Raw genomic sequence first — 24,043 nt, 5'->3', positions numbered from 1 at the left:
CAGGTTCACGGCGCCGAATCCGCCCGGATCGAGTGACAAAACGGTGGTGGGGGTAGGGACCGGATGTGATTGAACTGGCGGAAATGATCGAGGAGTTGCGCAGGGAGCTGACGGCTGCGCGGACCGCCGCGGCGGGCGAGGACCTCTACTTCGAGGTGGGTCCCGTGGAGCTGGAGGCGGCCGTGGCGGTGGAGCGGTCGGCGACGGCGGGCGGCAGGATCCGGTTCTGGGTGGTGGAGGCGGGCGCGGACGGCCGGCTGGCGGACAGCGTCACGCACCGGGTGAAGCTGACCCTGGATCCCCGGACCCGCAGCGGCGGGGGCCGGGCGCCGTGGGTGAGCGGGGCCGAGGAAGAGCGGGAGCGCTGAGACGGTGGCGGGGCTGGATCCGGTGCGGGTGGCGGAGGTGCTGGTACCTCCGAGCGAGGGCAGGGGCGGATGGCGCGGCTCGGGGTACCGGGTGGGCGACCGCTGGGTGCTCACGGCCGCCCATGTGGTCACCCACGCGCGCGACACAGCCGTACGGTTCGAGGCCGACCGCGTCGGCGAGTGGAGCGCGACCGCCCGCGTGGCGCTCCACTCCGACAAGGCAGATGTGGCGCTCCTGGAGCTCACGAGCCGGACCCTCCCGGAGGGCGGTGAGCCACCCGCCTACGGCGCGGTACCGGAGTCGGACGCGGCCCTGCCGTTCACGGCCGTGGGTTTCCCCCGCTTCAAACTGCGCCAGGACCCCGGGGCGGGGACCTACTACCGCGACTCCTGTCACGCGAGCGGAATGATCTCGGTGCTGTCCAACCGCCGCGAGGGCACCCTCGAACTGGCCGTGGCGCCACCCGAGTCGGACCCGGACCCGGACCGCTCCCCGTGGGAGGGCATGTCCGGCGCGGCGGTCTGGCACGACGGCGCGCTGATCGGGGTGGTCAGCGCCCATCACCGGTCGGACGGCCTCGGCCGCCTCGCCGCCGTCCGCGTGGACCGCTGGTACGAGCTGCTGACCGGCGCCGAACTGGCCGTGCTGCACGAGTGTGCCGGCCTGCCCGCGACCCCGGACCAGCTGGCCCGTATCTCCGCGCCACCGTCGGACCCCGACGGCCCCGTCAGCCTGGCCGCCCTCCCCGACAACCTCCCCCTGCGCGAACTCGACGGCCTGGTCACGGCGTTGATCGCGCTGCCCTCGGTGAGCGACCGCACCGGCCTGGCCCTGATCCTCGACAGCATCGACCCGGTGATCTCGGCCATGAGCCCCCGCTCGCCCGCCCTGCGCCCGGACGTGTTCGGAATCCTGCGCACCTGTCTGCGCTATCGCGGGACCTTGGACCAACTCCTGGAAGCGATACGGTTGGTGGAGGGCGATTCCGTCGGGGTGGCCCGAATGGACCAGGAGGCGGTGGAGTTGTCCCGGCGCCATCGCTGACCTGATATCGCGGCGCCGTGCGGGCGCGGGGTTTCATCCCCTGTGCGGCGGGCCATTATCAGGGGGATGTGAGCAGCCCGTACCACAAGTGGAGCCGGGGGGAAGGGGTTTGGCCGTCATGGAGCCGTCTGTGGCCGCCGTCGAGTCCAACCTAGTCGATCTCGCGGGGGTGTCTCTTGAAACGCTGCGCTCCATGGACAGCCGGTATCTCGCCTCGGCTCTCGAGGAACTTCAGCAACGCATCGACCACTCGCAAGCCAGCGGAGGAGGCGACTTCCAACCCTCGCGCTTCGACTGACTACGCCAGGGCCGCCCATGAGCACTGAGTCGTCCCTGCCCCGACATCTTCTGCCGTCCGCCGCTCTGGACGAACTCGCCTTGGGCGAGGGCGGACCGGCCACCGTGGATCTTCTTCTCGGCGGCGAGCGCAGCCGTCGGCTGCTGTTGTTGCGAATGCTCGACGACGCCACAGACCTCGGGCGCGCCTGGGAGCTGCTCAGCAGGGCGCAGCGACGCGCCCCCTCTGTCGTCGACGAGCTGCTCATGTATCCGCAGACGGGCATGTGGCTGGCCACAGCGCTGCGTCGAGTGCGCGGGGCGACGCCCCCGGACGAGACTCCCCTGTGGGTGGTGCTCGGTCACTTCTCGGCTCTCGCCGCTTCCGCCGCGCTACGCGCGGAGCTGGACTTCACCCTCGAGGTACCGATGCGGCACGGCCGTGTGCCGCTGCCTGCCCTGGGCTGCGCCGAGCTGCCCGTCACCGAGCCGTGGGCGAGGGCCACGGTACGGGCCGAGGGCGGACGTGCCGTCGTGGAGATTCCCGGGGCCACGGTCGCGTTACCGGACCCGTCCGACAGGCCGGCCCCCGGCTGGCATCCGCTGCGCCGATTCGCCGTCGGACCCGGGGAGCGGCTGCTGGAGCTGGCGCTGGACGACCTGGACCCGTACCGGACATATCCGCAGCCGACCGAGCCGCAGCCGCTCTCCGAGGACGCCACGGCGCAGTGGCGGCAGGTGCTGGAGCAGGCCTGGGAGGTACTGCTGAGCGAGCTGCCGGGGACCGCCGAGGCCATGCGGCGGGGTCTGTTCTCCCTGACGCCGACCCCGGCAAGGGAAAGGTTTCGGCCACGGAGCGTGTCGGCCGGGGACGCCTTCGGCGGCCTGGAGGCCTCGGAACCGGACGACGCTGTTCAGCTGGCCGCCACCCTGGTGCACGAGTTCCAGCACACCAAGCTCGGCGGGCTGCTGCATCTGATCCCGCTGACCGGCGGCACCGAGGAGAGCACCCAGCTCTGGTACGCGCCCTGGCGGGACGACCCCCGGCCCCTGGACGGGTTGCTCCAGGGCATCTACGCCTTCATGGGCGTCACCGGCTTCTGGCGGGTGCGGCGCGCCGCCGACGGCGCCCCGGAGGCCGTACCGCACTTCGAGTTCGCCCTGTGGCGGGCGCATGTGGCCTCGGCGCTGGAACAGGTCCACCGGCATCCCCGGCTGACCCCGACGGGCGCGCGCGTCCTCAGCCGGTTGCAGGACCGCTGCGCGCGGTGGCTGGCCGAGCCGGTTCCCGAGGCCCAGCTGAGCCTGGCCCGGCTGTGCGCCGCGGACCAGGCGACCCGCTGGCGGGCCCACCATCTGCGTCCGCCCGAGCCGGCGGTGCGGGAGACGGTACGGGCGTGGCTCGCGGGCGCGACCGCGCCACCGCGGTCCCTCGCGGCCGCCCCCGAGCTCGTCGCGGATCCGTCCGCCCGCTGGCTGGACACCATGGCGGTACTGGCCCGCCACGTCCTGACCGGCACCAACGAGGCCCCGGAGAAGACGGCGGCAAGGGTCACCGGCGCCCTCCCGGCGGACGCCCTGCTGGCCGCCGGCGAGGCGAAGGCGGCCCGAGCCGCCTATACGGCCCACCTGACCGCGCACCCCGCCCACGCCACGGCCTGGTCGGGCCTGGCCCACGCCCTGATCCACACCGCTCCCACCGACCCGGCGGGCCCCCTACTGGCCCACCACCCCGAACGAGCCCGAGCGGTGCACAGGGCCATAGCGACGGCGACGGGAACCCCACCGGATCCCCTGGAACTCGCCACTTGGCTGACCCGCTGACCAACCGCCCGCCCGCGGTCCCGGCGCCCTCACGGACGCCGGTCGCCGGCGGACGATTACGACCTCACAGCGGCATCGGGTCGATGTCGCAGTTGGCCCGCTCCCGCGCCCGAGCCTGCACAGTCGCCGGGTGCGGTGCCGGCTCCGCCGAGCGCAGTCGGGGGGCGTCCAGGACCTGCTCCATTCGGGCCAGTGTGTCCGCGCGCAACAGCTCCGACTCGTCCTCCTCGCCCAGCGCCGCCAGGTCCAGGGACAGGTTGGCCGCGCACACCAGCGCCGTCGGGTGGTTCTCGCCCATCCGCTCCCGGCTCAACTCCAGCGTCCGGTCGCCGAGTTCACGCGCCTCGCTCACCCGGCCCAGCGCGCTCAGATCGCTCGCCAGGTTGATGGCACAGGCAAGGGCGATCGGGTGGCCTTCACCCAGCCGGTCCGTCAGCGACGCCAGCGCCTCCTCGTCCAGCGCCCGAGCCTCCTCGACCCGGCCCAGGAGGCGCAATGTCACCGCAAGGTCAACATCCGCGGACATCACATGGGGATGATCAGCGCGGAAGACGCGGCGGAAACGCTCGCTGGTCTTCACGCCACGATCCCGCGCCGCCTCCAGCTCGCCGTTGTGCCGCAGCGCGACGGACAACGCGAGCGCGGCCGTAAGGGATTCGGGGTGTGTGTCGCCGTAGCGACGGGTGAACTGGTTGAAGGCTTCCCGCGCCAGTTCCAGCGCCTTCGCGTGGTCGCCCTCCTTGCGGCAGGCCTCACCGAGCTGTCGCAGCGTCTGAAGCGTGGAGGGGTTCCCGGCGCCGAAGACGGGACGGAAGCCGTCCACCACCGCCTCCTGGAGGGACCGCGCGCCGACGTAGTCCCCGGTCTCGCGGACGTCGATGGCGATACTGCCCTCGGTGATCAGGGACTGGTGATGGTCCCGCCCGTACAGCCGCGTCTTCAGCGCGTGCGTGTGCTGGTCCAGCTCCAGCGCCCGCTGGAACTCGCCCACGAGACGCAGGCTCACGCCGAGGTTGTGCGCGGTGCCCAGCGTCGTCGGGTCGTCGTCGCCGAACGCGCGGCGGGCCCGGTCGTATGCCATCTCGTCCAGTTCCGCACCAGCCGCGAAGTCGCCCTGGACACGGCGGACCGCCGCCTCCAGCATCACCGCCTCCAGCGCGTCCTCACGGGTGTCCTCCCGCTCCTCGGGCGCGGTACGGGCGTAGACGTCCTTGAGCTGCGCGACCAGCCGGGAGGCGTCGTCGTAGCGCCCGACCTTCAGATACAGGAAGCCCATCCACCAGCCCATCAGCCGGGTCTGCTGGTCCTCCTCGCCGAACAGCTGCTGCCAGGTCTGCCAGGCCTGCTCGGTGAACTCGCGGGCGACCTTGTGGTCGCCCCAGTACCAGAGGTACCTGGCGACGTTCATCACGAGTTCGCGGACCCACGGCTGGTCGGACTCGATCGCGTTGGAGGCGATCACATGGCCGTACAGCTCGGCGTAGCGCGGCCAGTTGGCCGCCTGGTTGGGACCCTTGGGGTCGGCGGCGGCCAGGAGGGTGTGGGCGCCGTTGCGCATGCGGTTCTGTTCCTCGGGGGTCATGCGGTGGATCAGCACGGCCTGGACCAGGCGGTGCATCTCGATCGAGTTGGTCCGGTGGTCGATACGGGCGAGGGAGTAGCGGTTGATCTCCCGGATGGCGCGGGCGAGCCGCATCGGGTCGTTGAGGGCCCGGTCGAGCGCGGGGTCGATCGTGGAACCGCCGAGCCCGGAGAAGATCGAGCGCGAGATGGGGTCGGGCGCGAAGTAGGAGCACAGCTGGAGCAGGCGCAGCGCGGTGAGGCTGCGGATCTCCAGGTGGTCCAGGGAGACGTTCCACGCGGCGGCGACCGGGAGTTGGTAGTCCGGCGGCGGGGAGACTTCGAGCAGTTCGGCGCGCTTGTGCTCGAACAGCCGCAGGTACTCCGAGGCCGGCATACCGGTCTCCGCGCGCCAGGCCGCGGCCTGCTCCAGCGCCAGCGGCAGGTCCCCGAGGGCGTCGGCGAGCCGGTCCGCCTCGGCGTCGTCGAGGTCGTCGGGCCCGGAGCGGCGCAGCAGCTCCTTGCTCTCCTCACGGGTGAAGACATCGACCTCCAGGGAGGGGCCGACCACGCTCCAGCGGCGGTTGCGGGAGGTGACGAGGATATGGCCGGTTCCGCCGTCGCCGGACTTGGAGGGCGGAAAGTAGTCACGTACCACGTCGGGTGCGTCGGCGTTGTCGAAGATCAGCAACCAGCGGGAGTACGGCCGCCCCTCCCGCAGCGCCTCCCGCACGGCGGGCCCGGCGATGTTGGCCTCGGCAGTGGTGACGAGCCCGAGTCGCTGGGCCAGCTCCACCAGGGCCTGTCCGATCTGGCCGGGCCGCTCGGCGGGGATCCACCAGACGATGTCGTACTCCGACTGATGCCGGTAGGCGTACTCGATCGCCAGTTGGGATTTACCGACGCCGCCCATGCCGTGCACGGCCTCGGGCAGCACGGTGGTGGGCTCGGAGGAGCGCTCGCGCAGCCGTACGCTCAGTCGTTCCAGAAGGTCCACGCGGCCGGTGAAGTTCGGGTTGCGCGGTGGGATGTTGCCCCAGATGCGCGGCGTCGAACGCCCGCTCTCCACCGCGGGCTGCGTATGCGTGGCGGTCATGGCCGTGGCTCCTTCTGAAGTTGTCCCGGCCCCCGTCGGGGCCTGTTCGACGGCGTGGCGTTCGCTCTGGGGAGCGGTGCGGGAGCCCACGCCCTTGCGCAGGCTGACGGAGTTCTGCCGGTCGTAGTCGCGCAGTGCGCGGGCCAGGCGCTCGGCTCTGGGGAGGAACCGCCCGGACAGGGCGCGCAGCGCGGCCAGTTCGACGCGCAGGAAGGCGACATTGCGCCGGGTGACCGAGGGCACGTCGGCCGTTTCGAGGAGTTCCTCGGGGGCGGGCAGGACGGGTTCGGTGTCCTGCGGCGCGGTGGCGAGCAGTCCGCGTACGTCGTGCAGCACCCGGGCGGTGTCCCTGCGCCGGGACAGTGCCAATAACTCCTGGCGGATGTTGGGGCCGAAGACGAAGGCCACGTCGGCCGCGCGCTCGGCCTCCGCTCCGGCGGGCCGCACCAGACCGCTCATCAGCAGCTCGGCGAGGTGGGCGGGCCCGGCGCCCGGCACGGAGGCGGTCACCGCGCTCATCACCGGGAGGGTGAGCGGCGCCGCGGCGAGCCGGGTGGCCAGCGCGAACGCGGTCGGGGACGCACCGGCTCTGAAGTCCGAGACCCGCTCCCAGGGCGGTACGCCGCTCGCCGGGTCCGGCACGTCCTCCACCCAGGGCACGGCCCGCGCCGCGTCCGCCCGGCGTTTCCAGTCCCGGGCCCTGACCCCGGACATCTCCACCCAGTCGCCGCTGCCGGCGGCCACCAGGTCCACCCAGCCGGACAGGGAGTGCTCGGTCGGCTCCAGGACTGGCACCGGGACCACGCCGGCCCTGGCGTCCGGGTCGTCGACGGGTTCGAGGGGGGAGGTGCGCAGTTCCCAGCGCAGGGAGTCGTTCGTGGCCCAGGGGCGGGCGCTGCTGAACCGCATCCGGTTCACATCGAGTCCGGCCCTCGACCACAGGTGCTGCGGCAGCAGCTCCAGCACCGCGAGCGGCTCGGTCCGGCCGAGCTCGCGCAGCAGCGGAAGCACCGCGTCCGACCGCCAGCCCGCGGCGAGCCCGTCGGTCAGCACCAGCACCACCCGGCGCCCGGAAGGAGCGGGCGGCAGATGCTCAAGCCGGATCCGAGCCGGCTCGGTGTCGTCCGAACTGAGCAGTCGTACCGTGCTGATCTCGCCCAGTCGCTCCTCGCGGGCGAGGTCGGCGGCCAGTTTCTCGACCGTCTCCCGCCACACCCGCATGGTCGCGTGGTCGTCCACGACGAGCAGCACGGACGGAGGGTCCGCGGAGTGTGAGCGCGCCAGTTCGCTCAAGGCGTGCGGTACGACGTCGAGTGATGCTCCGTCAGACGCCGTTTCCGCCGCTGGTCGTGGGACATCGTCACACTGCATAAGCGCTCTCAGAGCGTTTCGTAAGGCCCTTGGACGGATGGGAGTCCGAAGAGGAGTCCCGAAGTCCGCGGGCATGCGTGACATCCACGTGCCAAGCCTGGCAGTGGTCTGCATACAGTGCAAGACGGCAGGCCACGGGGGGAGAGAGCACAAACTGGACAGTCGATCGGCGGATGAAACGGCGGATGGAACGCGCCCCCCTGAGGTGTCTGGCACGCCGGTCTTTCTCGCGTCCAGCGTGGCACCGCGCAGTCTGGCGTGCAAGGCCGTCTGCCACTCTCCTGCGCGGATCGGCAAGTAACCGACGGCGGACGGCACAAGGCGCCCGATCCCGCTCTGCGAAGTCATCGCCGCTACACCGGTCCCGTGGGGCCCGGCTTGCGCTCGGGGTCGTCCAGCAGGATGGCCAGATGGCGGCCCACGTGCCCGTCCCAGCCCTCGGGGCCGAGGGCGAGCGCGTCGTTGCGCCATTTGCCGACGCTCTCCGCCAGGGAGCCGAGTCCACGGTCCTGGAGGATCTCGCCGATCGCGTCCTGGAAGTCGGAGTCGGAGCAGTCCGTGCGGTGCCAGATCATCGCGGGCACCCCGGCCCGCAGCCCGGCGAGCACCTCCCGGCGCCCGGTGCCCGAGTCGTCGCCCGGCGGCTCGCTGAGCACCAGGCACACGGCCTGCCGGTCCTCCTTCAGCTCCCGCTCCAGATGGAAGAAGTACGCCCCGTCCGGCGCCGGACGTCCCCAATGCGGATGACTGTCCGCGGGGCGCTCCTTCAACTGCCGCCACTTGTGATGCCAGGCGCGATGCCAGGCGGCACGCTGGAGCCGTTCGAACGAACGCACGAACACCGGGTAGTCCATGGCCAGCGGGGTCGGCTCGGGGTGGTCGGACTCCTTCGCCCACCACTCCACCGGCTCGTTGAGCAGCTCCCAGGGGAGCACGAACTCCAGGATCACCGGCTGGCGCAGATCCGCCCAGCGCGCCTCGGACTCCTCGATCAGCCGCTCCACGGCGCCCGGCAGCTCCGCCCGGCACAGATGGACGGTCTCGCCGCGCACCGGGTGCCAGCCCTCGGAGTCGGACTGGCGCCAGTGCGAGAGGTAGTAGCGGTCGGCCTCGTTCCGGTCCGGCTCGAACTGGATCATGAGGTAGGCCGGCACCAGTGAAGGCGGGGGTTGCGGAAACTCCGAGTGCTGCCACTCGGCGAGCCGCTCCTCCACCCGCAGCTCCTGGGCCCGCCCACGGTTGAAGCGGCGCAGTTCCTCGGCGGCCTCCGCGCCCCCCTCCTCCATCAGCCGGTCGGCGGACAGCGCCAGGAAGGCCATGCTCGGCGGGAGCTCGTCGGCCGGGGAGTTCTCACCGGCCAGCCGGAGGAAGACCTGCCAGCCCGTCTGGCACCAGTACGGCAGCTCCTGCACCCGGGAGCGGCTCGCCCGCCGGGCCATGGAGGCCAGCTCGGCGGGGCGCAGCGACTCCAGGACCGGCCGCAGATGGGCGAGGTCGGCGCCGCTGAAGAAGTCGACGGCCTCCCACTCGTCCACGAGCGGCCATAACGCGGCGACCGAGGCCGACTGCTGTTCCACGTACTCCAGCGACCGCACCAGACAGGCCGCGCCGTACTCGACGGCGGTACACGCCTTGACGAGCTGGAGCAGCCAGGGCCGCACCCGGTCGCCGCCGAACGGCTCCACCGGCGCGCCCAGCTCATCGGCGAGCATGTCCCGCCATAACTCGCGGCTGCTCGTCTGTTTCACCGTCGCCGACTCCTGAAGCGCGTCCACGATGGCTACTCGAAGCTCATTGCGGACCCGTTCCGGACTGCGCCCTCTCACCCCGTGACCTCCCCAGCCGGCGCGGTTCCGTTGTGCCGACCAGGGTACGGCCGAGGAGGGGGCCATGGCAGAGGAAAGGAGAGCCCCCTGTCGGATTCGAACCGACGACCTTCGCTTTACAAGTTCCCACCAGCGGTCTACCGGCCAGGCGTGCGACTCGACTGCCAGCCGGACAGGGTGCACGGCCGTTTCCCCAGGTACGGCAACGTGCGCCGACGTTGCCGTCAAGCACTGCCGTCGGATCCGGTGCATCGTCAGTGAGAGGTCGCTGGCTGCCGACCCAAGCCACAGGAGGGTCCCACAGACGGCTGAACCACGGTCGCTACTAGCTCGGAGGGGCGAGGTAGGCCCTGGAAGGGGTCGGGGGCCCTTCGGCAACCGCCGTTGCGTACACCTCGTCAACCAACACCGCGAATCGGACCGCGCGGCGTTCTCCCGAGGCCGCTACGTACCGGCGCCACGCATCACCGTACGAATCCCAATGTCTCCGCGCGGCTTCCCCTTTGAAGTGGTCTGTGAGGAGCACCCGCAAGATGTCGTCATTGATCCGCTTCAGCCGGTAGTCGGCAAACCAGTGGTGAACGATGAGGTTAGAAAACCAGAGCTGCCTCCGTGTCCGTAGCGACACCCTCAGAGGCCCGGGCTCATAGCAAACTACGAGGTCAGCGTCATTGATTGCCGCTAGGACGAGTTCGCGATGCGAGGCGCGCTGCGCTTCGTCGTTTGCGATCTCGGTCTGGCGGGCCTGATACGCCAAAGAGGCGGCCACCCCAACCAGAGCAGCAGCCGAGAACAGAACCGATAAGGCGCCGTACGTCTGACTGATGTCACTGAGCCGTTCCCAATCCTTGCTCGCAGGAGCTACTGCCTGGAGCACCAAGGGGGTCAGGGCTATGACGAGGGTGGTGGCCAAACCAATCAGAATCCAAGTGAGGCGCTTCACCTGTCGAACTGAGGTAGTCGCCATCATGCTTCCCCCGTCCAGAACCTGCTTTCCATCTTGAGGACGGGCGTGGGGGTCGACAAGAGGAGGCCGGAGCAAGAACCGGGCGGGCGATGCGCAAGCGTGAGGCTGCTGGTGCAGTAAGTGCCCAGCGAGGCCAACCGAGACGGACCGGAGCGGGCCCCATCAGGAACGTTCCACCGTCTCCGGCACGAGTCGGCTCGTGAATCCGTGGTCGCAAAGACGCTCGTACGCGGCCTTGATGCCGTCGGGAATCTCCTGCTCGATCATGAACCCCTGCCGGGGGTAGACCATGAGCCGCTGTTGGGCACCGACCAGCATGTCGACGACGAGACGCGCGTCCCCGATCGAGTCGACGTAGTCAGGGAACGTCATCGGGGTGGACGCGCACACCCATTCGACGCCGGGCCACATCTTGCAGGCTGTCGCATACGCGCGCCGTTCCTCGTAGGGCTTGCTGACCAGGAGGGCGGACGTGACGGGCACGTGCCGCTCTTCGAGGAGCGCGCGGGAGAAGCGGATGTTCTCGCCCGTGTTCCTCGCGTTCGGCTCGACGAGGATGACGTGCTTGGGAACCCCCAGCTCCATCGCGCGGTCGCGGTAGTGCTCGGCTTCGCCGCGTGGCATCCGCTCACGCGTCGTGCGGCTGGTCGCCCCGGTGAAGACAATGAGCGGGGCCATGCCCTGGTGGTAGAGGTCCGCCGTGGTGTCGGCCACCCCCAGGTCGTGACTGCCGAGACCGATGGCGACGGAGCACGGGCGCGGCTCGTGCCCCATCTGCTGGAAGTCCCAGAGCCGCTGTGCGTCCGCCCACGCTTGAGCCGGGATCACTTGCTCTCGCCCTCCGTCTTCGCCGAGTCCGGCACCTTGAAGTCATACGACCACGCGAACCGCGTCGCCGCGTGCACCCCGATGGCGAACTCAACCACGGTCCCATCCTCTGTGTAGGTGGTGCGGTGCAACTCCACCACCCATTCACCCGGCGTTAGCTGGAGAAGCTGGGTCTCTTCCGTCGTCGGTACGCGCGCGAATAGCTCCTCCGTCATGTGGTCGATTTCGTACCCGGCGTCATACAGGACCCGGAACCCGCCGCCGCGACCGGCAGGGCCCGGGGTCGGGTCGACGATGCGCGTTCCCTCGACGTGTTCGGGCCGGTAGTAGCTGGTCAGGGTGTGGGTCGGCTGTGAGCCCTCCTTCACCAGGCGCGCCCGCGCGTACACATCGGCCCCCTCAGGCAATCCGTGGGCCGCCGCCACGGCCGCCGGCGCCTTCACTCGGCTGACGGTCTGGGTCTGCTCGTTCCGGCGGTACGAGCGGCCGGACGCCACCCGGTCAGCAATGAACGCGACCTCGTCACCGTCGCGCCACTTGGCCTTGTCGTACCGGGCGATACCCAACCGCTTGAGCGGTGATTTGGGGCGCACCACGGTGCCGTGGCCACGGGTCATCGTGACCAGTCCTTCGGCTTCCAGGGCTTTATAGGCGCGATGGACGGTCTCCTTGGACCCCTCGCCCGCGTCCACGAGTTCCCGGATCTGCGGAAGCTGCTTGCCAGGGGCCAGGTCGCCGTTCCTGATCTGCTCGGCGAACCGGTCGGCCAGTTCCCGCCACTTTGGCGCTTTCGGTGCCACGCGGAGCTCCTCTCGACGACTCAAGTGAAGCACACAGTCCTAGGACTATTGACAGTCCTAGGACTGCGGTGCATTCTCATTTCAGGTCGTCGCAGTCCTAGGACAGCGACGGAAGGCCCCTTCTTCGGGCTGCCTTCAGCGCCTTGCCGGTTCGGGATAGCTCGTGGTTCGCCGTGGGCCCTTGCTGGGTGTTGCTTGAGAACTCAACAGAGTGTCGAGGTTGACCACCCCACCTCCGCAAGCAAGCGGGTGGCGTGCGCGGGTTCTGTCCCTTCGCGCGAGTTCAGCGCATCCGACCCCCACAGCGGTTTCTGTGGGCCGGTTGCCTCCGCTGCACGTCCCGTACGTGCAGCGCCGAGGGGAGCCGGGGCCGCGACCAGCGGCCGGGCCCATCACCTACGACCCGTCAGGAGTCCGCATGTTCGGCAAGAAGACGCAGCAGTCGTCCGACCTGACCAGCCCGGAGAACGTCAAGAAGGGCCAGCAGGTCTACGACCGCATCGTGTCCGGCAAGTGCAAGACCAAGGACGTCACGGCGGAGCTGGACGCCACTTACGGCCGCAAGCCCAAGCGCGGCTGACCCACCGACCCCCGCAACGGCGCGCGCCCCCGGAGCTGCAACTCCGGGGCGCTGTTCGGGCCGTTCCACGCTGAGAGGAAACACGACCCTATGAACCCCATCGTGACTGTTCAGGACGTTGTTACCGCGTTCGCCGACTGGATCGAGCCGACGGATGCGGAGCTGGACGCGATCGAGCTGGAGATGCCCGCGATCCTGGCGGACGTTGACCTGTTGGACGCGCAGATCATCACGCTGGACCGCACGCGGACCGAGGTCGACGCCCAGCGCATCCGCCGGGCCTGCCGCCGGGTGCTGGCCGAGCGCATGGCGCTGGCCAATCGCACCGCTGGCGCGAGCCTGCCGGGCGGTGCTGCATGAACACCCAGACCGTACGCCTGGACTCCCTCCCCGAGGCGGCCGTGATGCTGCTGCGGGCGGTCCATGACGCCCTCGACGTCCCGCTGCCGGGCGTGACCGACGCGGACGAACGCGCCTACGCCACGCTGTTGCAGCTTCGGACGCGGGATGCGCTGGTCATCCTCGCGGCCGTGCTGAACAAGGGCCACGACATCGCCCCCGCTGCCGAGTCGCTGTATTCCTGGACGGCGGAACGGCCCGTCTCCTACACCCCGTGGAGCGAGGACGGGGGTTCGGCATGAACCTGCACCGAAAGGGCCGCACCGCTCTCGTGCTGGCGCTGGTCGCGGTAGTCGCCATGGCGTTCCGGGTCTCGTGGAACGCGCTGCGGGACATCGCGAACGCGGTCGGCGCGGACGACACCGCCGCCACCCTCTACCCGTTCGTGGTCGACGGACTGATGGCGCTGGCCCTGGTCGCCACCCTCGTACTGACCGATGACGCACGGAAGTTCGCGCTGCGGGTGCTCGGCACCTACACCCTCGCTTCCCTGGCCCTGAACTACGTGCACGGGCTGGTTCCCGAGCTGCACGACCGTGGGGTCGACTGGGCCCGGCTGGCCGACTGGGATCCGGCGAACTGGGCTCTGGTGCTGCTGGCAACCTCGCTGCCGGTCGGGTCGATCTACTTCGGATCGGATCTGGTCGCCAAGGTGCTGCACCACCGCCCCGCCCCGATCCCGACCCTGAGCGCGAATGCGGATGAATCTACCGAGACCGAGAGAAATCGGTCTATGGCTGACCTGCCCGAATCGACCCCCGCGCCGATCACGGCGCAGGTGGAGCGGGTGCCCGACCCGGTCACCGTCGACCCGGTTGCGGTCGCCTCGATCGAGCGGCGCGCGCTGGCCTCAGAATCGACCCCGCCCCGCCGGGCAACCGGCCGTGTCCCGGACGCAGCGAAGTCGCCCCGACCCAGGCGGACCGAGGCGGAGCTCCTTGCGGAGGCGCGTACGGCCACGGCCGATTGGCCGGACGCCAAGGTGACTGCCGAGGGCATCCGCCGTGCGGTTCGCACGTCCCCCGCGAACGCGCGCATGCTGCGGGACACGATCCTTGCCGAGCGCGCTGAGGCGGCCGCCTGATGTCCGCCGCGTGGGGCAAGTGCTTCGACCCGTCCGGCGCCCGCTACGGCATCCCCACCTACCCCTGGAAGCTGGCCCCGGACGGCTACGCCACCCGCCGCCAGTTACGGGCTCAGGGCCTGCGCCCCGGTGGTCAGCCGATTGCGGCGCAGGTCATGCGGATCAACCGGCGGACTGGCACGGCACGGGTGGCCTACTTCTACCGCGTCGACCTGGCCCTGCCGGTCCGGCCGATGACCTCGCGCAAGTGGGGCGCTCTGGCGCTGGCGATGCACGCCCGCCGCACCTGCCCCAAGTGCCAGATCACCTACGGCTACTGCCTGCCGACCTCGCTCGGCATGTGCGTGCTGTGCGCCTACCCCGACACCCCCGACACCCCCGCCGCCGCTGCGTGAGCTGCGGTGACTTCAGCATCGGAGACCTGTGTGAAGACCACCGTCCGCACGCACAAGATCCCCGGCTACGGGGCCACGCTGCGCACCTCCAAGCGGCTGACCGAGCAGGCCGTGAAGGTCGTCCATCGGGCGGTGCCCGGCAGCATGCCCGACGTCGAGGTGATCCTGACCAGCGAGCGGGGCATGGCCGAATGCGTGGCCGCCGCCCACCTCGCCCTGGCGGGCAGCCTCGGCCGCAGCGTGGTCCGCCGTGCGGAGGGGCGGGGCAAGCAGACCGCCCGCGATGCCCACGCCTGCGCCATCCCCCGCCCCGACGGCAGCGCCCTGGTCATCGTCAACGTCAACCACCTGCCCGCCCCCTCGGAGTTCGCCCGGATCATCGTCCATGAGCTGGTGCACTGCATGCAGTTCAGCCGCAAAGACGTCGCCGACGAATACGTGAGCGCCGTGCGCGAGGGACTCGGCATCGAGCGCCGCTCGCGCCGACAGCGCCGCGGATACGACCGCATGGTGCAGCAGGACGAGTACGAGGCCTACGGCCGCGAGTACCTCGCCGACCAGCTCATCCCCGGCGCCACCGCCGCCTGACCCCCGCACCTGTACGGCCCGCGTGCCGGGGTGGCCATCCCTGCTCGGACCCGCCACCCCGGCACCCTCCCAGTCATCCCGCCCCCGATCGGGGGCAGTTCAGGAGAACCCCAGCATGAGTGAGAACGTCGTACACCTCCACAAGACCCCCGAACCACCTGCTCAGGACGCGTCCGTCACGACGCTGACCGTCGTCTCGGACACTCCGGCCGCGCCCGTGCCGTTGTGGGTGCGCTCCGGCCGCATCGTCAAGGCGGCCGTCACCCACGAGCACACCAAGACCACCGTCCGCGCGGTGGCCCGGCACAGCCTCTACGTGGCCGGAGGCGCGCGGATCGTGGGCCGACGCGCGTGGGACGGCCGTACCGGTGCCCGCTACGAGCGGTTCATCCGTGCGGCGGAAGCGGCGGGAAACATGGAACTGGCCGGAGAGTGGGAAGAGCGCTTGCAGCACTTCCGCGAAGCAAGGCACCGCCGCCGCATGGACCTGCTCACCTCCCCCATCGACGCGGCCAAGGGCGCCGCCGCCGGCGTCGGGATAGGCATCGGCGGCCTTCTCGCCCTCGGCATCGCGCTGGCCATAGCGAACGAGGACGTCACCGACGTCATCACCCCGCTCTTGGCGGTCATCAAGTTCATTGCCTTGCTCATCACCATCGTCTCTGTGGTGTGGGGCCCGGCTATCACCCTCGGCCCGTTCCTCGCCCTGCTCGCGCTGTGGACGGTCGGCCGCAAGCAGCAGGCCGCACCCGCCTGGGCACTGCCCGCCAACGTCCGCTCCGGTGAAGGCGAGCCCATCACCCCGTCGATCGTGGTCAAGGCGCTGCGGGACCTGGGGATCGCGCCGTTGCGCAGCGCCATCAAGGAGATGGGCGACGCGGGCGCCTCCATGCTCGGACCGATCACGATCGCCGGATGCGGGGTCGAGGTCGACGTCACCCTGCCCTCGGGGGTGTCGACCATCGAGGTACAGAAGCGGCGCCGCAAGCTGGCGGAGAACCTCACCCGGCACGAGCACGAGGTGTTCATCACCATCCCGCAAGCCGCCCGCACGGTCCGACTGTGGATCGCCGACTCGGGCGCGCTGGACGAGCCGATCGGCCCGTCCCTGCTGGTCACCGACGAATCCCTGACCGCCGACTACGCCAAGGGCAAGGCCCCGTGGGGCCAGGACCTGCGCGGCGACGCAGCCGCCCTGAGCGTGTATCAGCGCCACCTGCTCATCACGGGCCTGTCCAACCAGGGCAAGACCGCCGCCCTGCGCTCGCTCGCGCTGTGGCTGGCGCTAGACCGGTCGGTCGAGTTCTGGCTCGGGGACCTCAAGGGCGTGGGCGACTGGGCCATGTTCGACGGTCTGGCCACCCGGCTCATCCAGGGCCCCACCGACGACCACGTCATCCAGGTCACCGAGATGCTGGAAGACGCGGTCGAGGAGATGAACCGCCGCCTCCAGGCGCCGCCCGGGACCGAGTTCCCGGCGCTGATCGTGATCGTGGACGAGGCGCAGATGGCGTTCATGTGCCCGGTCAAGGGCGAGGACAAGCGCCCCTACGGCGGCTCGTCGTCCACCTCCCGGTACTTCATGGCCGCCCGCAAAATCCACAACCAGGGCCGTGCGGTCAACGTCCTGCTCTGGCAGGGCACCCAGGACCCCACCGACCAGAACCTTCCCAAGCTGGTCCGCGAGGGCGCCCACACCCGGGCCTCCCTCGCCCTCGGTACGGAGTCGCAGGCCCGTATGGCACTCGGGGACAAGGCCGTTGACGGCGGCGCGGCGCCGAACCTGCTGCGTCCGGGCCTGGACAAGGGAACCGTGGTCGTCGCTTCCGACGGCATCGACATCCCCGCCGGGCAGGCGTCCATCACGGTGCGCACGCACTACATCAGCACCGACGATGCCAAGACGATCGCTGGCCGTGCGAAGGCGCTGCGCGACGGGGTCACGACGCTGCATGTCATCGAGCGGGGCGAGGAGCGTGACCCGCTGGCGGACATCGCGAGCGTCCTCGGAGACGCGGCACGTCTGCGCACTCAGGAGGTCATCAACCGGCTGGCGATGCTGAGCACGGACGCCTACGGCGGCTGGTCGTTCCTCGACCTCAAGCGCGTCCTCGACGGCACCGGAGCTGAGCCCTACAAGTCCGACGGCGTCATGGTCGTCGGCCGCGACCGGCTCGGCCGCGCTCTGGCCAACCGCGACACCGAGGGTTCCGCTTCCGCCTCCGAGTGACAGGGAGGCATCCCCGCCCGGGTCAGGGAGGCAGGGAGAACTCCCTGACCCCCTCCCTGGCCCGCCTCCCTGGCCTTGACCTGCGCGAATGATCGCTCAGGGAGGCAGGGAGGACCGCAGGTCAGCACCCCTGAGACCCCCTCCACGCGCCCCCCGGCAAGGGGGTGTCCCGCCTCCCTGAACCACTCCGTGAAGGGATTCCGCATGCACGCCCATCCGCCCGGCAACCCGCCGGGAAACCTCGCCCCGCACATCCCCGCCGACCACTGGCGACGCGCCCAGGACACAGGCGCCCCCGTCGTCATCGTCGTCCACACCACCGACCCGAGCGGCGTGCCGTGGCGCCGCATCCTGATCGCGGTCGGCGTCGCCGGGGCCGCCGCCATGGGTGGCTGGGGACTGGTCGTCGCGCTGTGCGCGCTGCTGGACGCCACCGCCCACGCCGTCACCGTCATCGCCACCGCCGCCGGACCCATCGGGGTCGGCGGCATCACCCTCAACCGCGCCCGCTTCAAGTAGCCGCCCACCACCGGCAGGAGAACCGTGTTCGAGATCCGCGTCATCTGCGACCCCGCCGACACCGACCGCGTCACCACCGCACTGACCACCACCTTCACGACCGGTGAGGTCCGCCGGTACCCGACCCGTGACGGCAAACGCACCCGCCTCTACCTCACCGCCGACCACCGCCCCGCCCCGCAGGACTGGCCCACCCCCGAGCAGGCGTACGCGAACGCCCCCAGCATCAACAGTGAGATCGGCTGGACGGCGCGCTTCCTCGCCGATGCCCAGTGCTTCACGGCGCTGGACCGGGAGTTCTACCTGCGCAAAGCGGCCCTGCTGGACCGCATCGCCCTGCTCGACGAACCCCACGACCCGCACGGCGACGCCACCGAGACGGCGGAAGCGGCGGCCGTGTTCCTGCTCGACATGGACGAGCCCGGCGTGACCTGCGACCCGCGCGCCTACATCCGCCGACAGTACGCCGCTTGGCAGCACCAGCAGCAGCGGGCCGCACTCATCGCGGACGGCCGCTGCCCCAACTGCCAGTGGCCGGAGCAGGACTGCAACTGCGCTGACCACCCCGACGCCTAGCTACGCCAAGGGCGACCCCCATTCCGCCAAGAAGTCGGGGTCGCCCTTGTCCAGCCAGCACCATCCAAGGAACTGGAGACATCCAGCATGACCCATGACCCCCGTTCCACGCTGCTGCGCGCAGCGCTGGACCCCGCCGCGCGCGGCTGGCCCGTCATCCCGCTGCGCCCTGGCAGCAAAGTCCCCGCCCTGCACGGCGAACGCCACTGCCCCGGCACCGGCGACTGTGCCGACGGGCACCGCACCTTCGAGCAGCGCGCCACCACCAACCCCGACCGCATCCAAGCCGCCTGGACACGGGCCCCGTTCAATGTCGGCATCGCCACCGGCCCCGCCGGACTGGTCGTCGTCGACCTCGACGTGCCCAAGGACAAGAGCAGTTCGGACGCGCCTGGCGGCGCGGCGACCTTCCAGGCGCTCTGCGAGCGCGCCGGACAGACCGTCCCCACCACCTACCGGGTGCGGACCCCCAGCGGCGGAGAACACCTGTACTTCACCGCCCCGCCCGGCGTGCGGCTCGCCAACACGGCCGGAACCCTCGCCCCGCTCATCGACACCCGTGCGTGGGGCGGACAGGTCGTCGCCCCGGGCAGCACGACCCCGCAAGGGCCGTACACGGTCCTGGACGGCTCCCCGGTTGCGGACCTGCCCGCATGGCTCCACACGGCGCTGACGGCCCCGCAGAAGCCCGCCACGGCGCCGATCCCGCCCGCGCCTGCCCGGGACACCAGCCGGTACGCGGCCGTGGCCCTGGAACGCGAGGTGGCGGCAGTCGCGTCCACCCCCGAAGGCGGACGCCAGGCACAACTCCTGCGCGCCGTACGAGCGGTAGGCCGGTTCGTGGCCTGGGGCGACCTCGACCGCGCCACCGTGGAAGCGGCGTTTACCTGCGGGGGCGAGTCGGCGGGACTGCCGCCGGCCGAGTGCCGCGCCACCATCCGCAAGGCGCTGGACTACTCCATCCGCACCGCCTGGCCCCGGGAGACGGCATGACCTCCCCCATGCCCCGCCCCGCAGGTAAAGGCCAAACCCCCACCCCCAACCATCCGCACGCCGCCGACCGGCCCGCGCCTCTGGCGGCCGTGGGCGAGCCGAAGGGCGCCGCCCGCAAGGGCGTCCTTTCAGCTCTTCGCCCCAACGCGCAGACCGGCGACGTCAGCAACCCGACGCAGGAGCTGCCCGGCATCCGCATCTACGCCCCGCCGGTCTACCGCGACCACGACGACGGCGCCCGCTGGTCCAAGCGCCACGGCGACACCCCCACCGCCGCCTACGCCTGCCCCTGCGGGCAGACCGGCACCGCCACCGGGCCCCGCACCGTCGCCGCCCTGGTCTCCGAGTACGGGGCCCACAAAGCCGTCTGCACCGGAGCGCCCCCCACGCTCACCGTAGAGAGGACCGCCGCATGACCCCCACCATCGACGGGGCCGCGCTGCTCGACGACGTGGAAGCCTTCCACCGCCGCTTCAACGTCTTCCCGCACGAAGCCGCCTACGTCGCCGTGGCGCTGTGGGACGCCCACGCTCACCTGCTCGACTGCTTCGACTCGACCCCGCGTCTGGCGTTCCTGTCTCCCGAGCCGGGGTCGGGGAAGTCCCGCGCGCTGGAGATCGTGGAGACCCTCGTTCCCCAGCCCATGACAGCCGTCAACGCCTCCGCCGCCGCCCTGTTCCGGTCCGTGTCCAACCCCAGCGGGCGGCCGACGATCCTGTTCGACGAAATCGACACGGTCTTCGGGCCCAAGGCAAGCGACAACGAGGAACTGCGCGGGTTCCTCAACGCCGGACACCGCCGCACAGGCGTCACTTACCGGTGCATCGGCGACAACGGCAACCAAACCGTCCAGGCCTTCCCCTCGTTCGCCGGGGTCGCGGTCGCCGGACTCGGCCACCTGCCCGACACGATCATGACCCGTTCGGTCATCATCCGCATGCGCCGACGGGCCCGCAACGAACACATCGAACCCTTCCGGGCCCGCATCCACGAGGCGGAGGGGCACAAGATCCGTGACCGGCTCGCCCAATGGGCCGAACACGCCCGCGGGTTCGTCATGGGAGCCTGGCCCGACATGCCCGACGGGGTCACCGACCGTCCGGCAGACGTGTGGGAACCCCTGCTCGCCGTGGCGGACGCGGCCGGAGGCGCATGGCCCGAGCGGGCACGCGAGGCATGCGTGACGCTGGTGACCGCGTCCAAGGCCAACGACAAGGGCAGCCTGGGGGTCCGGCTGCTGACCGACCTGCGCGACCACGTCATGGTCGGCATCGACCGCCTGCCCACCGTCGCCATCCTCGACCGGCTCAACGCCCTCGACGACGCCCCATGGGCGGACCTGCACGGCAAGCCGCTCGACAACCGGCGCCTGTCAAAGATGCTCGCGGAGTACATGACGGCCGACAACGAGCCCATCGCCTCCCGCAACATCAAGACCGCCGGGAGCGTCCTCAAGGGCTACTACGCCGCCGATCTCCGGGACGCGTGGGCCCGCTACTGCCCCCCACCCCCGGAAAGTCCGCTACCTCCGCTACCGGGCACCGAAAACACGGTCTGACCAGCCATAACGGGGTAGCGGCAACCGCCGCCGCGAGCCGCTACCCCGCCGCTACTCATCCGCTACCGCTACCCCTTCCCGCTACCCCGAACAGGCCCCTGACCTGCGCGGTAGCGGCGGTAGCGGAAGTAGCGGCCCTCAGAAGGGGCCCGGACAGGTCCCGCTTCCACGGAGGTTCCGACGTGCTCACCGTCGTCCCGACAGAACCCCAAGCCCTCACCGTTCCGGAAGTCATGACCGCGCTGCGCCTCAGCCGCAGCAAGGTCTACGACCTCATCCGATCGAAGCAGCTCCCGAGCTACACATCCGGCCGGGCCCGCCGCATCCCGGTCGACGCCGTACGCCACTACATGCACAGCCGACTGGAGGAGAACGCAGCCTGATGACAACCCGCAAGAGGAACCCCAACGGCGCTGGCAGCATCTGGCAGCGCAAGGACGGGCGTTTCGAGGCGCGCGTCTACGTTCCCCAGCCCGACGGCACCCGTAAGCGCAAGACGGTCTACGGCGCCACCTGGGATGAGTGCGACGAGAAGCGGCAGGAACTCGTGCGTCGCGATCGGCAGGGAATCCCGACGCCCTCGCGGTCGGCCAAGCTCTCCGAGTGGCTGCCGTACTGGCTGGAGGAGTACATCCGGCCCAACCGGAAGCGGACGACGTACATCAAGTACGAAATGCACGTGCGGCTCTACCTCGTGCCCCTGCTGGGCAGTCGGCGGCTGGAGTCGCTCACCACGGCGAACGTGCGCCAGATGCTCTCGAAAGTCACGGTGCAGGCATCGGCCGCAACCGCGAAGGAAGCGCACCGCGTGCTGCGCACGGCCATCACGGCTGCTTGCCGTGATGAACTGATCGGCCGGAACGTCGTTCAGTTGGTTCCTGCGCCTCGGGTCGAGCCGCGTGAGCTACGCCCCTGGTCGCTGGAGGAGACTCTGACCTTCCTGGAAGAGGCCCGGTCTGATCCGCTCTACACGGCGTTCGTCCTCGCGGTGGCCCTGGGTCTGCGACGCGGTGAAATCCTCGGGCTGCAATGGCGCGACGTCGACCTCGACCGCCGCACCCTGACCGTCCGGACCACTCTGCATCGAGGCGGCAATGAGTTGTACCTCGACACCACGAAGAACCGACGCGCGCGGGTGATCCCGATTCCACAGATGTGCGTGGCACCCCTCCGGTGGCAGCGCCTGCGGCAGGCCGACCGGCGCGCGGCGGCTGGTGAGAAGTGGCACGAGAGCGATCACGTGTTCACGACTCGCAGCGGCCGGCCGATCGAGCCCCGGAACCTCTACCGGTCGTTCCTGCGCATCTCGGAGGCGGCAGGCCTGCCTCAGGTGCGTCTGCACGACACCCGCCACGGCTGCGCCTCCCTGCTGTTCGCGGCCGGAGTCGCGCCCCGCACCGTGATGGAGATCCTCGGTCACTCCCAGATCGCCGTGACGATGAACGTCTACACGCACGTGAGCGACGGCGATCGACGGGAGGCCATGGGCCACATGGACCGCCTGCTCAGACGGCGCCGTTAGCGGGGACTGCCGTCAAGAACTGCCGTCAACGCCCCCGTGATCCACGATCGCGGGGGCGTTGGCCCAGGTAGAGCAAGAGCCCCCTGTCGGATTCGAACCGACGACCTTCGCTTTACAAGAGCGGCGCTCTGACCAGCTGAGCTAAGGAGGCGTGCACGTACGTGCCCGTGCAGTGTACCCAGGACCCGGAGTGCCCCTGTCGAAAATTTCCGCGAAGTTCACAGGAGTCCGGGTACTGACAGACCAGGTGAACGCCAGGTACCGTCCGAGGTCAGTCCACTCGCATGGACTACACCACCACCTTCCTACAACGGATCGTCCGGCACGTTCCTGCCGGTAGAAGGGGGCCCATTCACCATGGCCACTGTTTCGTTCGACAAGGCGACCCGGATCTACCCGGGTTCCGAGAAGCCCGCCGTGGACGCGCTCGACATCGAGATCGAGGACGGAGAGTTCCTCGTTCTGGTCGGCCCGTCCGGCTGCGGCAAGTCCACCTCGCTCCGCATGCTGGCGGGGCTCGAGGACGTCAACTCCGGCGCCATCCGCATCGGCGACCGTGACGTGACCCACCTGCCGCCGAAGGACCGGGACATCGCCATGGTGTTCCAGAACTACGCGCTCTACCCGCACATGACGGTCGCCGACAACATGGGCTTCGCGCTCAAGATCGCCGGTGTGCCGAAGGCGGAGATCCGCCAGAAGGTCGAGGACGCGGCGAAGATCCTCGACCTCACCGAGTACCTCGGCCGCAAGCCGAAGGCCCTCTCCGGTGGTCAGCGCCAGCGTGTGGCGATGGGCCGTGCGATCGTGCGTGAGCCGCAGGTCTTCCTCATGGACGAGCCGCTGTCGAACCTCGACGCCAAGCTCCGTGTCTCGACCCGTACGCAGATCGCCTCGCTCCAGCGCCGTCTCGGCATCACCACGGTCTACGTCACCCACGACCAGGTCGAGGCCATGACGATGGGCGACCGTGTGGCGGTCCTCAAGGACGGTCTGCTCCAGCAGGTCGACTCCCCGCGCAACATGTACGACCGCCCGGCCAACCTCTTCGTCGCCGGCTTCATCGGCTCCCCCGCCATGAACCTGGTCGAGGTCCCGATCACCGACGGCGGTGTGAAGTTCGGCAACAGCGTCGTCCCGGTCAACCGTGACGCCCTGAAGGCCGCCGCCGACAAGGGTGACCGCACGGTCACCGTCGGCGTCCGCCCCGAGCACTTCGACATCGTCGAGCAGAACGGCGGCGCAGCCTCCGCCCTGTCCAAGGACACCGAGGACGCCCCGGCCGGTCTCGCGGTCTCCGTCAACGTCGTCGAGGAGCTCGGCGCCGACGGTTACGTCTACGGCAGCGCCAAGGTCGGCGACGAGCTGAAGGACCTGGTCGTCCGGGTCAGCGGCCGCTCGGTGCCGGAGAAGGGCGCCACGCTGCACGTCGTGCCGCGTCCGGGCGAGACCCACGTGTTCTCGACCTCCACGGGTGAGCGTCTCACCGACTGAGGCATGAACCGGGTGAAACGCCCAGGTTGACGAGAAGGGCCCCGCAGACCGCTGCGGGGCCCTTCTCGCTGTCGACAAATACCCCGGCATATCGCTCATTTCGATCAGTGAGCGTCAACCCTCTACCCAAGAAGGGTCACCACT

24 protein-coding genes and 1 tRNA gene are annotated in these 24,043 nt (G+C 70.2%); 19 read left to right on the top strand and 6 right to left on the bottom strand.

What is annotated here, in order from left to right; translation table 11 throughout:
- Positions 1 to 65: 65 nt before the first annotated feature.
- The 4 genes from H4N64_RS21410 (at position 66) to H4N64_RS21395 (ending at position 3,513) form a co-directional block, all read left to right on the top strand.
- Positions 66 to 368: a trypco2 family protein gene (locus H4N64_RS21410; protein WP_186284012.1), complete on the top strand. Its 303-nt coding sequence runs from the start codon at positions 66 to 68 to the stop codon at positions 366 to 368.
- A 4-nt stretch (positions 369 to 372) separates the two neighbouring features.
- The gene (locus H4N64_RS21405; protein WP_186284011.1) at positions 373 to 1,413 is read left to right on the top strand and encodes an effector-associated domain 2-containing protein; all 1,041 of its coding nucleotides are present in this window, start codon (positions 373 to 375) and stop codon (positions 1,411 to 1,413) included.
- Positions 1,414 to 1,543: 130 nt separating this feature from the next.
- Positions 1,544 to 1,711: a hypothetical protein gene (locus tag H4N64_RS21400; RefSeq protein WP_186284010.1), complete on the top strand. Its 168-nt coding sequence runs from the start codon at positions 1,544 to 1,546 to the stop codon at positions 1,709 to 1,711.
- A 17-nt stretch (positions 1,712 to 1,728) separates the two neighbouring features.
- On the top strand, positions 1,729 to 3,513 hold the full coding sequence (locus H4N64_RS21395) for an HEXXH motif domain-containing protein (RefSeq protein WP_186284009.1): 1,785 nt from the start codon (positions 1,729 to 1,731) through the stop codon (positions 3,511 to 3,513).
- A 64-nt stretch (positions 3,514 to 3,577) separates the two neighbouring features.
- On the opposite strand, the gene fxsT is transcribed toward H4N64_RS21395, so the two are convergent.
- From fxsT to H4N64_RS21370, 5 genes are all read right to left on the bottom strand, one after another.
- The gene (fxsT, locus tag H4N64_RS21390) at positions 3,578 to 7,615 is read right to left on the bottom strand and encodes an FxSxx-COOH system tetratricopeptide repeat protein (protein ID WP_272491811.1); all 4,038 of its coding nucleotides are present in this window, start codon (positions 7,613 to 7,615) and stop codon (positions 3,578 to 3,580) included.
- A 278-nt stretch (positions 7,616 to 7,893) separates the two neighbouring features.
- The gene (locus H4N64_RS21385; RefSeq protein WP_186284007.1) at positions 7,894 to 9,315 is read right to left on the bottom strand and encodes a VMAP-C domain-containing protein; all 1,422 of its coding nucleotides are present in this window, start codon (positions 9,313 to 9,315) and stop codon (positions 7,894 to 7,896) included.
- A gap of 376 nt (positions 9,316 to 9,691) precedes the next feature.
- Complete coding sequence (locus H4N64_RS21380) at positions 9,692 to 10,279, bottom strand: DUF6082 family protein (RefSeq protein WP_186284006.1); 588 nt, start codon at positions 10,277 to 10,279, stop codon at positions 9,692 to 9,694.
- 216 nt (positions 10,280 to 10,495) lie between these two features.
- Positions 10,496 to 11,161 carry an ElyC/SanA/YdcF family protein gene (locus tag H4N64_RS21375; protein WP_186284005.1) on the bottom strand — a complete coding sequence of 222 codons (666 nt, stop codon included), beginning with the start codon at positions 11,159 to 11,161 and terminating at the stop codon, positions 10,496 to 10,498.
- Positions 11,158 to 11,961 (bottom strand): UTRA domain-containing protein, encoded by an 804-nt coding sequence (locus tag H4N64_RS21370; protein WP_186284004.1) that lies wholly within the window; start codon positions 11,959 to 11,961, stop codon positions 11,158 to 11,160. The genes H4N64_RS21375 and H4N64_RS21370 overlap by 4 nt, the downstream gene beginning before the upstream one ends.
- A 418-nt stretch (positions 11,962 to 12,379) precedes the next feature.
- On the opposite strand from H4N64_RS21370, the gene H4N64_RS21365 reads away from it, so the two are divergent.
- The 14 genes from H4N64_RS21365 (at position 12,380) to H4N64_RS21300 (ending at position 22,405) form a co-directional block, all read left to right on the top strand.
- Positions 12,380 to 12,541 carry a hypothetical protein gene (locus H4N64_RS21365; protein WP_186284003.1) on the top strand — a complete coding sequence of 54 codons (162 nt, stop codon included), beginning with the start codon at positions 12,380 to 12,382 and terminating at the stop codon, positions 12,539 to 12,541.
- Between the two features lie 90 nt (positions 12,542 to 12,631).
- Positions 12,632 to 12,901, top strand: a complete 270-nt coding sequence (locus H4N64_RS21360; RefSeq protein ID WP_186284002.1) for a DUF6284 family protein — start codon at positions 12,632 to 12,634, stop codon at positions 12,899 to 12,901.
- Positions 12,898 to 13,182, top strand: coding sequence for a hypothetical protein (locus H4N64_RS21355; RefSeq protein ID WP_186284001.1), 285 nt, complete (start codon positions 12,898 to 12,900; stop codon positions 13,180 to 13,182). The genes H4N64_RS21360 and H4N64_RS21355 overlap by 4 nt, the downstream gene beginning before the upstream one ends.
- A complete protein-coding gene (locus H4N64_RS21350; RefSeq protein ID WP_186284000.1) occupies positions 13,179 to 14,024 on the top strand; it encodes a DUF2637 domain-containing protein in 846 nt (281 codons plus the stop codon). Before H4N64_RS21355 ends, H4N64_RS21350 begins: the two co-directional genes overlap by 4 nt.
- Positions 14,024 to 14,419, top strand: coding sequence for an RRQRL motif-containing zinc-binding protein (locus tag H4N64_RS21345; RefSeq protein ID WP_186283999.1), 396 nt, complete (start codon positions 14,024 to 14,026; stop codon positions 14,417 to 14,419). Before H4N64_RS21350 ends, H4N64_RS21345 begins: the two co-directional genes overlap by 1 nt.
- Before the next feature lie 30 nt (positions 14,420 to 14,449).
- Positions 14,450 to 15,007 (top strand): hypothetical protein, encoded by a 558-nt coding sequence (locus H4N64_RS21340; RefSeq protein ID WP_186283998.1) that lies wholly within the window; start codon positions 14,450 to 14,452, stop codon positions 15,005 to 15,007.
- 115 nt (positions 15,008 to 15,122) lie between these two features.
- Positions 15,123 to 17,237, top strand: a complete 2,115-nt coding sequence (locus tag H4N64_RS21335; protein ID WP_186283997.1) for a P-loop NTPase family protein — start codon at positions 15,123 to 15,125, stop codon at positions 17,235 to 17,237.
- A gap of 204 nt (positions 17,238 to 17,441) precedes the next feature.
- Positions 17,442 to 17,756 carry a hypothetical protein gene (locus H4N64_RS21330; RefSeq protein WP_186283996.1) on the top strand — a complete coding sequence of 105 codons (315 nt, stop codon included), beginning with the start codon at positions 17,442 to 17,444 and terminating at the stop codon, positions 17,754 to 17,756.
- A gap of 24 nt (positions 17,757 to 17,780) precedes the next feature.
- Positions 17,781 to 18,332 (top strand): hypothetical protein, encoded by a 552-nt coding sequence (locus tag H4N64_RS21325; RefSeq protein WP_336246746.1) that lies wholly within the window; start codon positions 17,781 to 17,783, stop codon positions 18,330 to 18,332.
- An 87-nt stretch (positions 18,333 to 18,419) separates the two neighbouring features.
- Entirely contained in the window at positions 18,420 to 19,325 is a 906-nt protein-coding gene (locus H4N64_RS21320; protein WP_186283995.1) for a bifunctional DNA primase/polymerase, read from the top strand.
- Positions 19,322 to 19,741, top strand: a complete 420-nt coding sequence (locus H4N64_RS21315; protein WP_222109224.1) for a hypothetical protein — start codon at positions 19,322 to 19,324, stop codon at positions 19,739 to 19,741. The genes H4N64_RS21320 and H4N64_RS21315 overlap by 4 nt, the downstream gene beginning before the upstream one ends.
- The gene (locus H4N64_RS21310; protein ID WP_186283994.1) at positions 19,738 to 20,883 is read left to right on the top strand and encodes a DUF3631 domain-containing protein; all 1,146 of its coding nucleotides are present in this window, start codon (positions 19,738 to 19,740) and stop codon (positions 20,881 to 20,883) included. Before H4N64_RS21315 ends, H4N64_RS21310 begins: the two co-directional genes overlap by 4 nt.
- A 182-nt stretch (positions 20,884 to 21,065) precedes the next feature.
- Positions 21,066 to 21,266 (top strand): helix-turn-helix domain-containing protein, encoded by a 201-nt coding sequence (locus H4N64_RS21305; protein WP_186283993.1) that lies wholly within the window; start codon positions 21,066 to 21,068, stop codon positions 21,264 to 21,266.
- Entirely contained in the window at positions 21,266 to 22,405 is a 1,140-nt protein-coding gene (locus H4N64_RS21300; RefSeq protein WP_186283992.1) for a tyrosine-type recombinase/integrase, read from the top strand. The genes H4N64_RS21305 and H4N64_RS21300 overlap by 1 nt, the downstream gene beginning before the upstream one ends.
- A gap of 77 nt (positions 22,406 to 22,482) precedes the next feature.
- Here the strand turns inward: H4N64_RS21300 and H4N64_RS21295 are convergent.
- Positions 22,483 to 22,556 (bottom strand) — tRNA-Thr (locus H4N64_RS21295).
- A gap of 206 nt (positions 22,557 to 22,762) precedes the next feature.
- Here H4N64_RS21295 and H4N64_RS21290 point away from each other — a divergent pair.
- Positions 22,763 to 23,899, top strand: coding sequence for an ABC transporter ATP-binding protein (locus H4N64_RS21290; RefSeq protein ID WP_186283991.1), 1,137 nt, complete (start codon positions 22,763 to 22,765; stop codon positions 23,897 to 23,899).
- Positions 23,900 to 24,043: the final 144 nt, after the last annotated feature.

Source organism: Streptomyces cupreus, assembly GCF_014257025.1.
GTDB lineage: Bacteria > Actinomycetota > Actinomycetes > Streptomycetales > Streptomycetaceae > Streptomyces > Streptomyces cupreus.
The sequence above is the reverse complement of the archived record's forward strand: the minus strand, read 5'-3'. Positions and strand labels throughout refer to the sequence as shown.